This window comes from Hyalangium ruber (assembly GCF_034259325.1).
In the GTDB taxonomy this organism is placed as follows: domain Bacteria; phylum Myxococcota; class Myxococcia; order Myxococcales; family Myxococcaceae; genus Hyalangium_A; species Hyalangium_A rubrum.
Window position 1 is genome coordinate 288,629 of the sequence record NZ_JAXIVS010000013.1, and the last position, 13,177, is coordinate 301,805.

The following is a 13,177-nucleotide window of genomic DNA, read 5'->3' on the forward strand; positions in this document are numbered from 1 at the left end:
GACCCTCCAGAATGGCCCCATTCTGGCCCAACCCCGGCTCAGCCGTCGCGCAGATCCCGATCCTGGCTGCGCACCCGCGCGAGCGTCTGCATGTCCCGCTCCGTGGGGCCCAACTCCAGGATGATCTTGCTCACGTCGTACAGCACCTCGCCCCGATCGAACACCGGCAGCCGGGGCACGTCCTGGTTCAGCTCATCCGCGCCACGGTTGTACGCCACGTCCATCAACGTCCGGAGCTGGAACGCGTCATAGAGGTTGTACTCGACCAGGAACCGCAGGGCCTCCACGTCGCCCCGCGCCAGGTACGCGCGCCACAGCAGCACCGCGTCCCACCCGTTCACGCCCTTGAGGTGCGGCGGCCGGCCCACGCCCAGGTTGTCCTCGATCTCCTTCAGCCCGCCGCTCATGCGCAGCCGCTTCGTCACGAAGCGCAGATCCACATGCGCCTCCGGCACCGGGAACCGCGACTCGCCAAAGTAATCGCGCAGCACCGGCGCGTCGAAGCACGTGCCGTTGAACGACACCCACAGCCGCTTCGCCGCCATCGCCTCCGGCAGCGCGTCCATGTTCCGGCCCTTGATGAAGACGTGCAGGCCCTCGCTGTCGAACAGGCTCACCACCGTGGGCGCGTTGTCCTGCTTGCCGTCCGTCTCGATGTCGAAGAACAGCGCGTCCTGGGCGAAGTCCGGGTACATCCGCCAGTGCTCCCGGGACGGAATCAACTGCGCCAGCGCGCGCAGATCCCGCCGCTCCAGCGCCTCGCGGGACTTGCCCAGGACCTCGCGGGCCAGCTCATCCGCTTTTCGGCTCAGGGCCGGAGCACCCGTACCAGCCGCCGGAAAGTCGTCCCAGGTCTTGATGCCCTGAGACCACAGCTCCTTCTCCCGAAACGGCCCGACACCGGGAATCTGCTGGAACGTCCTGAACAACATCACGCCGACAGCTCCAGCCTTCCCGCCACCAGGTCCTCGAGCAGCGGAATGTCCGCCTCGCAGAACGGCAGCGCCTGCATCTCCGCCGGAGTCATGAACCGCAGCGCATGCGCGCCCAGCGGCTTGGGCTCACCGGACACCATCCGGGCCCCGTAAAGCACCAGCTCCACCGTAAGGTCCGGGTACGTGTGCCGGCCTTCCCAGAGCCGCCGGCCCACGTCGAGCTCCACGTCCAGCTCCTCGCGGCACTCGCGGGCCAGCGCGGCCTGCTCCGTCTCACCCGGCTCCACCTTGCCACCGGGGAACTCCCAGAGCAGCGCCCTGCTGCCACCCGGGAGCCGCTGCTGGACCAGGAACCGCGCGCCATCACCGGGCTGGGGAATCAACGCCGCCACCACCCGGACCGTCTTGACCACCCTTCCCGTCAACCGCCGCCCCCGCGCAGGTGCAGCGCGTACAGGTAGCCGTTGTTGGACAGGATGTACGCGGTGGAGCCCTCCACGCGCGGCGCGGCGCTGATGCCGTCGCCCGGGTTCCACGCCATGCGGGACTGGCCCGTGCGCGGATCCACGAAGAGCAGCGAGCGGTGGTTGGGGACCAAAAGCATTCCCCGGGCAAACACCGGAGCCCGCCCGGCCCGTTCCCCGAGATTGAGCGACCAGAGGAGCCGCCCGTTCTCCGACAGGTAGGCATCCAGCCGGCCTTCCCCCGTCGCGAAGAGCAATTCGCCCCGGGAGGTCAGCGACGTGAGCCCGCTCACCGCGTAATTCCACTCCACCTCGCCCGTCTCGGTGCTCAGGGCAAACAGCCCGCCCTGGTACGAGGTGACATAGAGCCGGCCCGCGTCATCCACCACGGGGGTGGCGTCCACGTCCAGGAACTCGGTGGCACCGCCCGCCAGAGAGCGCTCCCACTTCGCGGTCCCCTTGTCGGCGTCGAGCGCCACCAGGTACCCGTCCGAGAAGCCCAGGTACACCGTGCCGTCCTTCACCACCGGCGTGGAGAAGCCCTGGATGGTGAAGCCCGAGGGGGGATCGCGGCGGTACTGCCAGGCCCACTTGCCCGTCTCCCGCTCCACCGCGAAGAGCGTGTCGGCCTCCGAGGCCACCAGCACGAAGCCGCCCGCCAGCACGGGCGTGGTGCCCAGCGCCTCGCCGGCCTGGTACTTCCACTTCAGCTCGCCCTTGCGCGCATCCAGCGCGTACAGGAAGCCGTCGCCCGCGGGCACGTAGGCGATGCCCTCGTGTACCAGCGCGCCGGCCGTGAAGCGGTTGCCCGTCTTGAAGGACCACTCCACCTTGCCGCCGGCGGACACCCCGCGGATGTACCCATCCCGGGTGAGCGCAATCACCCGACCGGAGTCGGGATCCACCGCCGGGGTGGCGAGCTCCCGGGGCTCATACTCCCAGGCGGGCGGCTCGACGAGCGGCGTCCACCAGTCCACCTCGAAGAGGTTGGCCGGAGGCTGCTTGAGATCGGCGCTGACGGGGTTGCCGTACAGGGGCACGGCGCTGCACGCGCCCAGAAACCCGGTCGCCGCCGCCGCCCCGACCCACCGCTTCCACGCGTGCCGCTTCATGCCCCCCCGTCCTGCCCGGTCGCGCTGGGAGGCGCGGGAGGCGCGGGGATCTTCACACCCTCGGCCGCCAGCAGCGCCGTGCGCTCCGTGGAGAGCCGGGCCGCCGCGCTGTTCGCGTGGTCCACGGGGATCTTCACCAGCAGGCCGGCCGCCTCTTCCTTCTTGCCCTGGGCAATCAGGATGCGGGCGCGGTGGTACTCGCCCATGCCGGCCAGGTAGCCGCCGACGCTCGCCTTGGACATGTCCTCGAAAGCCTTGAGCGCCTCGTCGTACTTCTGCTGCGCCTCATAGGCGTAGCCGCGGCCCTCGAGGGCATCGGCGCGCAGCGGATCCTTATCGGCCGCGCCCTGGAGGAACGCGTCGAAGGAGGCAATGGCCTCCGCGTGCTTGCCCAACCGGTACTGGGCCTTGCCCAGCGGCAGGGCCGCGGTCGTCGCCGACTGCGTCTTGGCGTGGTCGGTGCGGAACTTGTTGAGCGCCTCCTCCAGCGCCTCGTCCTGCTTGCGCACGGACTCGTAGGGGGGCTTCTCACCCGGGGGCGGCGTGGGCTGCACGCCCTCGACGGGGGGCACCACCGGCCGCTCGAGCGGCTCGAGCGCCAGGCCCAGCTGCTTGGCGGCCTCGACTTCGCCCTTGTCGGAGAAGTAGCTCACCACGGCCGCGATCGCCCCGCCGATCAGCAGCAGCACCACGATGGTGAGGACGGCGGACTGGCGCTCGATGAGCCACTCTCGGGCATCCTCCCCCACACGTTGGAAGGCGTCGGGCTGCTTGAGCTCCCGCTGGGTCATCTTCTCAGGGTTGGCCACCGCGTATTCCTCTTCTTCTCTGGGACGAAAGGCGGCGCAATGTACGGAGCGCCAGCCGGGGGTGTCAACGCGAAGCCGCCTCAGCGCTTGCCGGACTTGGACTTGGGCTTGGACTTGAGGGTGAGGCGCTTGCGAGCCACGCGCTTGGCCTGGCCCGGCCGCTCCTTGAAGAGCAGGCGCAGGGGCACCCGCAAATCGAACGTCTTGCGGAGCTGGTTGGTGATGTAGCGCTTGTACATGTCCGGCACGCGCTGGGGGTAGTTGCAGGTGAGGGCGAAGGTCGGCGGCGCCGTGCCCACCTGGGCGATGTAGTACAAGCGCAGGGGCTTGCCGGCGACGATGGGGGCCGGGTTGGCGTCCACCATGTGCTCCAGCAGCCGGTTGAGCTGGGGGGTGGGCGCCCGGTAGCGGAACTGCTCGGCCAGCTCCACGGCGATGTCCAACACCTTCTCCACCTTGGAGCCCGTCAGGGCCGAGGTGAAGACGATGGGGGCATAGCCCACGAACTTCAGCGAGTGCTTGAGCGCCTCGCGGAAGGCCTCCTGGCGACGCTGGTCCGTGCCGATGAGGTCCCACTTGTTGATGACGATGACCAGGGCGCGGCCCTTCTCCTCGGCCAGGCCCGCCAGCTTGGCGTCCTGGTCCACGGCCGGCTCGGTGGCGTCCATGAGGAGCACCGCCACGTCGCTGCGCTCCATCACCTTGAGCGCCGCCACCACCGAGAACTTCTCCACCCGGTGGGCGATCGAGCTCTTGCGGCGGATGCCGGCGGTGTCCGTGAGGACGACCTTCTTGCCCTTGTACTCGAGCGTCGAGTCGATCGGGTCTCGCGTGGTGCCCGGCACCTCGCTGGCCACCACCCGCTTCTCCTTCAGCAGGGCGTTGACCAGGGTGCTCTTGCCCACGTTCGGCCGGCCGATGATGGCGATGCCAATGGCATCGTCGTCCTTCTTCTCGGCGTCCTCGCCCTCCTTCTTGGGCGGCAGCTTGTCGAGCAGCGCCTCCACCAGCCCGTTCACGCCCAGGGCGTGCTCGGCCGACAGGGGCAGCACATCGCCCAGGCCCATGCGGAAGAACTCCCCGGAGAGCGCCTGGACCTGCACCGACTCGCTGTCGAGCTTGTTGGCGGCCACCACCACGGGCTTGCCGCTCTTGCGCAAGAGCTCCGCCACCGCCTGGTCCGCCGCCGTGAGGCCGGCGCGCCCGTCGGTGACGAAGAGGATGGCGTCACACTCCTCCACGGCCAGCTGCGCCTGCTCGCGCACCTGCTTGAGCAGCGAGTCCTTCTCGCCGGGCACGAAGCCGCCCGTGTCGATGAGGGTGAAGGCCCGGTCTCCCCACTCCGCGTCGGCGTAGTGGCGATCCCGGGTCACTCCGGGCACGTCCTCCACGAGCGCCAGGCGGCGCTTCACGAGGCGGTTGAAGAGCGTGGACTTGCCCACGTTGGGGCGGCCGACGATGGCGACCAGCGGTTTCATCACTCGTATCCCAGCTTCTTGAGGCCGGCGGCGCTCTCGCTCCAGCGAGGCTCCACCCGGACTCGGAGCGAGAGGTACACGTGCGCCCCCAGCAACCGCTGGATGGCCTTGCGCGCGTCCGTCCCGATGGTCTTCAACATCTGTCCCTGCTTGCCAATGATGATGGCCTTCTGGCTGTCGCGCTCCACGTAGATGGAGGCGGCGATCCGGATGAGCCCCGCGAGGCCACTCGGAGGCGCGTCCGGCAGCGGCTCGCGCTCGGACTCGTCGAACACGTCCACCAGCACCGCCGTGGAGTACGGAATCTCCTGGCGGCAGTGGCGCAGCACCTGCTCGCGGATGTACTCGGCCACCAGCGTGCGCTCCTGCTGGTCGGTGAGCATGTCCTCGTCGAAGACGGGATCGCCCTCGGGCAGGTGCCCCAGCACCGCCTGGAAGAGCCGGTCCACCCCGTCGCCCTCCCGGGCGGAGATGGGCACCACCTCCGCGAACGGAAACTCGTTGCGGTAGCGCTCGATGAGCGGCAGCACCAGCGCCTTCGGAATGGCGTCGATCTTGTTGATGACCAGGAAGGTCGGCTTGCCGATGCGCTGCAGCCGCTCGAGGATCATCCGGTTGCCCGGGCCGATCTCCGGCTTCTCGCCGGGCACCGACTCGATGACGAAGAGGACGAGATCCACCTCCTCGGCGGCCTGGAGGGCCGTCTCCACCATGTAGCGGTTAAGCTCGCCCTTGGCCTGGTGGATGCCCGGGGTGTCGATGAAGGCCACCTGCCCCTCCGGACGCGTTACCACGCCCAGGATGCGGTTTCGGGTGGTCTGAGGCTTGGGCGAGACGATGGCGATCTTCTCGCCGGTGAGCTGGTTGAGCAGGGTGCTCTTGCCCACATTGGGTCGCCCGATGAGCGCGGCAAAGCCGCTGCGGTATTTCTTCGAAGCCATCGTTCTGAAGGTGGTCTGGGAGCCCTCCCAAGGGAGGACTCCGTGAAACTGCTCGGTCTGCATGCACTCCCCTGCCCGCCTGACGGGCAGGCGGGTTACCGCGGTGACGACGTCGAAATCGTGACCTTGTTGATTCTCACATCCTCCGTGGGCCGGTCGTTCGGGTCCTTCGGAAGCTCATTGGCGATACGGTCCACGACCTCATACCCGCTTACCACCTCGCCGAAGATCGTGTGTCGGTTATTGAGGTGGGGGGTGGGCACCACGGTGATGAAGAACTGGCTGCCGTTGGTGTTGGGCCCCGCGTTGGCCATGGCCAGCAGCCCCGGCTTGTCGAAACGCCTGCCGCTCTGGAACTCATCCTCGAAGCGGTAGCCCGGGCCACCGTTCCCCCGGCCGAGTGGGTCTCCCCCCTGGACCATGAACTCGGGGATACACCGGTGGAAGATCGTCCCGTCGTAGAGCGGGGTGCCGACCTTGCGCTCGAACGTCTGGGGGTGTTTCCACTCCTTCTCGCCCGTGGCCAGCCCGACGAAGTTCTCCACCGTCTTCGGGGCGTCCTGGGGGAACAGCTTCACGACGAACTGCCCCTCGGTGGTGTCGAAGGTGGCGTACAGTTCCCTACCTTCGCGCGCCTCGTCCATCATGCCCATGGTGGTGCTCCGGAAATGCTCGTGAAGGGGTCTACTGCTTCAGGTCCTTGGGCGGCTTGTCGCTCAGCTCGATCTTCGTGAGCGTCACCGGGGTGAGCGGCCGGTCCTTGTCATCCCGGGGGACCTGGGAGATCGCCACCGCCACCTCATAGCCCTGCACCACCTCGCCAAAAATCGTGTGCTTGCCGTTCAGGTACGTGGGCGTGGAGGTGGTGATGAAGAACTGGCTGCCGTTGGTGTTCGGCCCCGCGTTGGCCATGGCCAGCAGCCCTGGCTTGTCGAAGGTGCGCCCGCTCTGGAACTCGTCATCGAAGCGGAAGCCCGGGTGCCCCCGGCCGGTGCCGGTGGGGTCCCCGCCCTGAATCATGAACTCGGGGATGACGCGGTGGAACACGGTGCCGGGATAGAGCGGCTGCTTGGACTTCTCGCCCGTCACCGAGTGCTTCCAGAGCTTCTCGCCCGCGGCCAGCCCCACGAAGGTCGCCACCGTCTTGGGGGCCTCCTTGGGGAAGAGCCGGACGACGATGTCGCCCTGGCTCGTCTTGAAGGTGGCGTAGAGGTCCTTGCCCTTCTGGGCCTTCTTCATCCACTTGCCAGCGGGAGCGGCGCCGCTGGCAAGGGTGGCGGCCAGGAGGAGCGTGGTCGCGAGGAGGCGGGACATGGCGGGCGACCTTATTCGCCACCCTCCCCCCCGACCAAGGGGTTTCACTGGGGGGTGTCGTCCTTGCGAAGCATCTCCAGGGTGGCGCGGGCGGCGGCCTGCTCCGCCTCCTTCTTGCTGCGGCCGCTGGCGCGCGCGTACAGCTCCGAGCCGATGCTGACCTCCACCTCGAAGGTCTTCTCGTGGTCCGGCCCCGCTTCGGACACCACCCGGTAGCGCGGCGAGAGCTTGAGCCGGTTCTGCACGTCCTCCTGGAGCTTCGTCTTGTAGTCCAGGCCGCTGCGGCCCTGGGCCACACCCTCCAGGGCATCGGAGAAGTGCCGGTCCACCAGCGTCATCACCGCGTCCATGCCCGTGCCCAGGTACAGCGCGCCGATGACGGCCTCCATGGCGTCCGCCAGCACCGAGCTCTTCTCCCGGCCGCCCGTCATCTCCTCGCCCCGGCCCAGCAGCAGCAACTCGCCCAGGTTCAGCGCCCGGGCGATGCGCGCCAGCCCCTCCTCATTGACGATGAGGGCGCGCAGCTTGGACAGCTCGCCCTCGGAGGCGTTGGGGAAGCGCTCCATGAGCCGGTGGCTGATGGCCAGGTCCACCACCGCGTCCCCGAGGAACTCCAGCCGCTCGTTGTCCTGCATCCCGGAGTCCCGGTGCTCGTTGGCGTAGCTCTTGTGGGTGAGCGCCGCCAGGCCCAGGTCCTTGCGGAGGAAGGCCACGCCCAGCCGCCCCTCCAATGTCTGCACTCGCTCCTGAAGGCTCGGCTTCTCCACGCGCCTACTCCGAGAGCTGGCTCGCCAGTTCCTCGGCGAGCGCGTACGGATCGGCCTTCCGCTCGGCGATGCGCCCGGCCACCTCGTCCAGCCGGCCGCGCTCCCGCTCGAGTCTCGCCAGCGCCCCGCGCAGCAGTCGCTCCCGCAGCAGGGCGATGAACTGCATGGCGGCCCGGGCCCGCTCCTTGTCCTTGCGCAGGCCCGTCTCGTCCAGGAAGGCGCGGTGCTGCGCCACCGCCTCCACCAGCTCGTCCACGCCCGTGTCCTTGGCGGCCACCACCTTGAGGATGGGCGGCTCCCACTCGCGCGGGCCCTGCTCCTCCTCCACGTGGCGCCCCTCGGCCTTGGCCCGCACCATGCGGTGGTGCGCGTCGTGGTCCATGGGCGCGGCTTTCACCGCGTGGCGCAGCTCCAGCATCATCCGCAGCTCGCGCACCATGCGGTCCGCGCCGTCCAGGTCCGACTTGTTCACCGCGAAGATGTCGGCCACCTCGAGGATGCCGGCCTTGATGGCCTGCACGTCATCGCCCATGCCCGGCACCGTCACCACCACGGTGGTGTGCGCCATCTGGGCGATGTCGATCTCGTCCTGCCCCACGCCCACTGTCTCCACGAGGACGACGTCCTGCCCCATGGCGTCCATGACGCGGATGCAGTCGCCGGTGGCGCGCGACAGGCCGCCCAGATTGCCGCGCGTGGCCAGCGAGCGGATGAAGACGCCCGGATCCGTGGCGTGCTCCTGCATGCGGATGCGATCGCCCAGGATGGCGCCGCCGGTGAAGGGGCTGGTCGGGTCCACCGCCAGCACGCCCACCCGCTTGCCCTGCTTGCGGAACCTGGCGATGAGCCGGTCCGTCAGCGTGGACTTGCCCGCGCCCGGCGAGCCGGTGATGCCGATGATGTAGGCGTGACCCGTGCGTGGAAACAGGGCCTGCAGGTCCGCCTGCGCGGTGGAAACCCCGTCATCGATGTTGCGCATGAGCCGCGAGGCGGCCCGGATGTCACCGTCGATGACTCGCTGCGAGAGTTGCGTCGCCGTTGCCAAGCTCACTCCTGTGGCGCGTCCACGCCCACGGCCTTCACGGCCTCCGCGGGGACCTTCAGCAGGTCCGCCACCAGGCGGACGACGCCGGGGAAATCATCCAGATCGAATCGCTCCGACCACACCTTGCCCTTGGCGCCCGCCAGCAGGCCCCGGAACGTGCGGCCGGCCAGCCGGGCGGCGGCGAAGCGGTAGGGCTCGCCGTTCACCGACAGCTGCACCAGCACCTCCAGGCTGCTGCGCGGAGGCACCAGCGCCTGGGACCCGAAGGCCTCGGCCAGCTCCCCGTAGCTCACCAGCCCCTTGCTGGCGGGGATCGCCGCCTGCGAGCGGGACAGGGCCTCGTCCACCAGCGCCAGCAGGTAGCTGCTCAGCCCCGAGAGCTCTCGGAACTCGGACAGCTCGAAGCGGTGCCCCGCTCCGACCGTCAGTACCTCCTCGGCCTTCCGCACCTGCTCGACCTGGAAGTGCCCCTCCCGGTTCGCCGCCAAGGTGAAGGACATGGCTCCGGCCTTCAGCTCCGCGGTCAGCGCCAGCGTCTCCGGGTCCACGCTGGGGCTCAGTCCCAAGGCTTGGAGCTGCGCCGAGCGGCGCTCCAGGTGGAACAGGGACTCATCGAAGTCGTCGCTGATGCGCTGCGTCAGCGCCTCGGCGCTCTCCACGCCCTCGAGCCAGATGGAGGGCAGCCCCACCACGGCCGGAGGCGCCACGGGGACCAGCTGATCCCCCGAGACCTGAAACGTCACGCTCGGGATGGGCTGGTGGGTGAGTGGGTTCTCCAGGGCGGAGCCCTCCCCCAGCTCCAGCACCGCCTGGTCGCCGGCGGTGCCCTTCTCCACGCGCAGTCCGAGCTGCTCGAGCCGGGAGGTCGTCATCCGTCAGGCCTTGAAGATCTCTCGGGCGATGATGGAGCGCTGCACCTCGCTGGTGCCCTCGCCGATCTCACACAGCTTGGCGTCGCGCAGGTAGCGCTCGACGGGGAACTCGCGGGTGTAGCCGTAGCCACCGTGGATCTGCACCGCCTTGTTGCAGGCGCGCATGGCCGCCTCCGAAGCGAAGAGCTTCGCCATGGAGGCCTGCTGCGTGTACGGCTGGCCCGCGTCCGCCAGGTACGCCGCGCGGTGGACGAGCAGTCGCGCCGCATCCATCTCCGTCTTCATGTCCGCGAACATCCAGCGCAGGCCCTGGAACTCGGCGATGGGCTGGCCAAAGGCGGTGCGCTCCCGGGCGTAGCGCACCGACTCCTCCAGCGCACCCCGGCCCAGGCCCACCGCCAGCGCGCCGATGGTGATGCGGCCCTTGTCGAGGATCTTCAGCGTGTCGATGAAGCCGCGGTCCACCTCGCCCAGCCGCTGCGAGTCCGGCACCTCCACGCCCTCGAGGATGAGCTCCGCCGTGTCCGAGGAGCGCATGCCCAGCTTGCCGTGGATGGAGCGCTGGCTGAAGCCCGGCATCCCCTTCTCGAGGATGAAGGCGGTGATGCCCTTCTGCTTCTTCTCCGCCGAGGTGACGGCCAGCACCACGAACACATCGCCCACGGTGCCCTGGGTGATGAACATCTTCGAGCCGTTGAGCACCCACGTGTCGCCCTTGCGCACGGCGGTGGTCTTCATGCCGGCGGCGTCCGAGCCGGAGCCGGGCTCGGTCAGGCCCCACGCGCCCAGGAACTCACCGGTGGCCAGCTTGGGCAGGTACTTGCGCTTCTGCGCATCGTTGCCGAACACGCGGATGTGGCTGGTGCCCAGACCGTTGTGCGAGGCCACGGTCAGGGCCAACGAGCCGTCGTAGCGGGCGATCTCCTCCACCGCCACCGCCACGGCCAGGCTGTCCATCGCCGCGCCGCCATACTCCTCGGCCACCAGCATGCCCATGACGCCGAGCTGCCCCAGCTCGCGCACCACCTCCATGGGGAACTTCTCCTCCTTGTCCCATTCGCGGGCTTGGGTCTTCACCTTCCGCTCGCAGAAGTCCTTGAGAGCGGCCTTGAGGGCGCGGTGGCTTTCGGGAAGTTCGAGGTCCATGGTCGACGGTATCTAAGCGCAGAGAGTACCCGGCCATGTGGCCACGCCGGGGGGGAATGCAAGTTACGCTTCTCACACTGTCCGGGCCACGCTCATGGTGGCCCGGGAGAGCGTCCAGAGCTGGACGCTCGGCTGGCCTCAGACCGGGTACACGCCGTGCTTCTTCTCACTCCGGGGCTGGGTGCGGCGGGCGTAGACCTCGAAGCGCGTCGTCAGCTCATGACGCAGCCGGTCACCGGGGACGATCTCGTCCACCACCAGCTCGCTGGCCAGCTTGTAGATGTCCACGTCGGCCCGGTACTCGTCGCGGAGCTTCTGCACGTAGGCGGCGCGCTCCTCCTCGGGCTTCTCCTGGATCTTGTTGAAGTACACGGCGTTGACGGCGGCCTCGGGGCCCATGACGGCGATCATCGCCTGAGGCAGCGCCAGCGTGGCGTCGGGGGCGAAGCCCGGGCCGGACATGGCGTAGAGGCCGGCGCCGTACGCCTTGCGCACCACCACACAGATCTTCGGCACGCTGGCCTCGGACACCGCGGAGATCATCTTCGCGCCGGCGCGGATGATGCCCGCGCGCTCCACCTTGGTGCCGATCATGAAGCCGGGCACGTCCGCCAGGTAGAGCAGCGGGATGTTGAAGGCGTCGCACAGCCAGATGAAGCGCGCGGCCTTGTCCGCCGAGTCCACGAAGAGCACCCCGCCCTTGTACTTGGGCTGGTTGGCGACGATGCCCACCGCCCGGCCGCCGATGCGCGCCAGGCCGGTGATGATCTCCTGGGCGAACAGCTTCTTCACCTCGAACCAGCTCCCCTCGTCGATCAGCTCGGCAATCAGAGCGTGCATGTCGAAGGGCTTGTTCTGGTCGGCGGGGATGATCTCGTCCACCCGCTTGCCGCTGGCCTTGGGCGCCAGGGCGTCCTTCTGGGGCGGGAGCTGGCTGAAGTTCTCCGGGAAGAAGCTCAGGTACTTCTTGGCCGCCTCGATGGCCTCCGGCTCCGTCTTCACCAGCACGTCGCCGCAGCCGGACACCGAGCAGTGCATCTTCGCCCCGCCCATCTCCTCCAGCGTCACCTTCTCGCCAATGACCATCTCCGCCATGCGCGGGCTGCCCAGGTACATGGAGGCGTTGCCGTCCACCATGATGACCAGATCGCAGAAGGCGGGGATGTACGCGCCGCCGGCCGCCGAGGGGCCGAAGAGCAGGCAGATCTGCGGCACGAAGCCGGACATGTGGACTTCGTTGTAGAAGATGCGCCCGGCGCCGCGTCGGCCAGGGAACATCTCCACCTGGTCGGTGATGCGGGCGCCGGCCGAGTCCACCAGATAGAACAGCGGGCAGCGCAGGGTGCGGGCCGTCTCCTGGATGCGGAGGATCTTCTCCACCGTGCGGGCGCCCCAGCTCCCCGCCTTCACCGTGGAGTCGTTGGCCATGATGGCCACGGTGCGGCCGGCCACCTTGCCCACGCCGATGATGACGCCATCGGAGGGCAGCTCGGCGTCGGCGTTGTTGGCGAGCTTCGCGTCCTCGATGAAGGAGTCCGGGTCCACCAGCAGCCGGATGCGCTCACGCGCGAACAGCTTGCCCGCCTCCTGGTTCTTCGCGTGGTACTTCTGCGCGCCGCCCTTCTCTACCTCGGCGATCTTCTCGAGCAGCTTCTGGTCGTAGGACATGGCGGGGGGCCACATACCAGAAAGGCGCTTGGCTGGCTGCTCTCTCCTCGGGGGGAATGACCGCAAGCAGGCCTTCTCGCGCTCGCCTGCTCACTCGCTGGGAAAGATTTTTCACAGGGATGCCGGGCAGAGCACCCCTGCCTACCTTGAGAAAGCATCGGGGGGCGGTGACGCAGAGGGGCTCGGCGCCCCCCGAGTGTTCTGGCCCAGGAGGGAAACATGCTGTTCGCGAAGAAGGCGAAGTGGGCTGCCAAGAGCGGCCTGTACCGGAAGCTGCTGGCGGAGAAGATCATCAACGACATTCCACGGTTCGCCAAGGACAAGTGGGATGACTTCGACGCCGATGACGTGCTGCGCCATATCGGTCTCACCACCACCAAGCCGGTGAAGAGCAGCCTGGGCGGTCTGGGCGCGTTCATCATCGGCGCGGCCGTGGGCAGTGTGGTGGCCCTGATGCTGGCGCCCACGCCCGGCGTGGATCTGCGTACCCAGGTCAAGGACAAGGCCATGGGCTACCTGAACAAGCAGAACATCAACCTTGGCCAGGAGAAGACGGCCAACGCCTGAGTCGCTTCAGGTGGAAGTTGGAGCTTCACCGGAGGCCGGTGCGCGCTGCGTGCCGGCCT

Annotated in this window: 14 protein-coding genes; 1 reads left to right on the forward strand and 13 read right to left on the reverse strand. The window is 68.5% G+C overall.

The window, feature by feature from the left end; genetic code table 11:
- Positions 1 to 38 precede the first annotated feature (38 nt).
- The 13 genes from SYV04_RS32460 to SYV04_RS32520 all read right to left on the reverse strand — a co-directional run bounded on the left by SYV04_RS32460 (position 39) and on the right by SYV04_RS32520 (position 12,551).
- A complete protein-coding gene (locus SYV04_RS32460; protein WP_321549853.1) occupies positions 39 to 932 on the reverse strand; it encodes a ribonuclease H-like domain-containing protein in 894 nt (297 codons plus the stop codon).
- Complete coding sequence (locus tag SYV04_RS32465) at positions 932 to 1,348, reverse strand: (deoxy)nucleoside triphosphate pyrophosphohydrolase (protein ID WP_321549854.1); 417 nt, start codon at positions 1,346 to 1,348, stop codon at positions 932 to 934. The genes SYV04_RS32460 and SYV04_RS32465 overlap by 1 nt, the downstream gene beginning before the upstream one ends.
- Before the next feature lie 8 nt (positions 1,349 to 1,356).
- Complete coding sequence (locus SYV04_RS32470; RefSeq protein WP_321549855.1) at positions 1,357 to 2,511, reverse strand: outer membrane protein assembly factor BamB family protein; 1,155 nt, start codon at positions 2,509 to 2,511, stop codon at positions 1,357 to 1,359.
- Entirely contained in the window at positions 2,508 to 3,320 is an 813-nt protein-coding gene (locus SYV04_RS32475; RefSeq protein WP_321549856.1) for a tetratricopeptide repeat protein, read from the reverse strand. Before SYV04_RS32475 ends, SYV04_RS32470 begins: the two co-directional genes overlap by 4 nt.
- Before the next feature lie 80 nt (positions 3,321 to 3,400).
- Entirely contained in the window at positions 3,401 to 4,798 is a 1,398-nt protein-coding gene (gene der / locus SYV04_RS32480) for a ribosome biogenesis GTPase Der (protein WP_321549857.1), read from the reverse strand.
- Positions 4,798 to 5,739, reverse strand: a complete 942-nt coding sequence (era, locus tag SYV04_RS32485; RefSeq protein WP_321549858.1) for a GTPase Era — start codon at positions 5,737 to 5,739, stop codon at positions 4,798 to 4,800. The genes der and era overlap by 1 nt, the downstream gene beginning before the upstream one ends.
- 95 nt (positions 5,740 to 5,834) lie before the next feature.
- Positions 5,835 to 6,392: a peptidylprolyl isomerase gene (locus SYV04_RS32490; RefSeq protein ID WP_321549859.1), complete on the reverse strand. Its 558-nt coding sequence runs from the start codon at positions 6,390 to 6,392 to the stop codon at positions 5,835 to 5,837.
- A gap of 31 nt (positions 6,393 to 6,423) precedes the next feature.
- Positions 6,424 to 7,053, reverse strand: a complete 630-nt coding sequence (locus tag SYV04_RS32495; RefSeq protein WP_321549860.1) for a peptidylprolyl isomerase — start codon at positions 7,051 to 7,053, stop codon at positions 6,424 to 6,426.
- A 44-nt stretch (positions 7,054 to 7,097) separates the two neighbouring features.
- On the reverse strand, positions 7,098 to 7,820 hold the full coding sequence (rnc, locus tag SYV04_RS32500; protein ID WP_321549861.1) for a ribonuclease III: 723 nt from the start codon (positions 7,818 to 7,820) through the stop codon (positions 7,098 to 7,100).
- Between the two features lie 4 nt (positions 7,821 to 7,824).
- On the reverse strand, positions 7,825 to 8,865 hold the full coding sequence (gene meaB, locus SYV04_RS32505; protein WP_321549862.1) for a methylmalonyl Co-A mutase-associated GTPase MeaB: 1,041 nt from the start codon (positions 8,863 to 8,865) through the stop codon (positions 7,825 to 7,827).
- Between the two features lie 2 nt (positions 8,866 to 8,867).
- Positions 8,868 to 9,737: a hypothetical protein gene (locus SYV04_RS32510; RefSeq protein ID WP_321549863.1), complete on the reverse strand. Its 870-nt coding sequence runs from the start codon at positions 9,735 to 9,737 to the stop codon at positions 8,868 to 8,870.
- Positions 9,738 to 9,740: 3 nt separating this feature from the next.
- Positions 9,741 to 10,883 (reverse strand): acyl-CoA dehydrogenase family protein, encoded by a 1,143-nt coding sequence (locus SYV04_RS32515; protein WP_321549864.1) that lies wholly within the window; start codon positions 10,881 to 10,883, stop codon positions 9,741 to 9,743.
- 138 nt (positions 10,884 to 11,021) lie between these two features.
- Positions 11,022 to 12,551 carry an acyl-CoA carboxylase subunit beta gene (locus SYV04_RS32520; protein ID WP_321549865.1) on the reverse strand — a complete coding sequence of 510 codons (1,530 nt, stop codon included), beginning with the start codon at positions 12,549 to 12,551 and terminating at the stop codon, positions 11,022 to 11,024.
- Positions 12,552 to 12,770: 219 nt separating this feature from the next.
- On the opposite strand from SYV04_RS32520, the gene SYV04_RS32525 reads away from it, so the two are divergent.
- The gene (locus SYV04_RS32525; RefSeq protein ID WP_321549866.1) at positions 12,771 to 13,118 is read left to right on the forward strand and encodes a YtxH domain-containing protein; all 348 of its coding nucleotides are present in this window, start codon (positions 12,771 to 12,773) and stop codon (positions 13,116 to 13,118) included.
- The last annotated feature ends 59 nt before the right edge of the window (positions 13,119 to 13,177 follow it).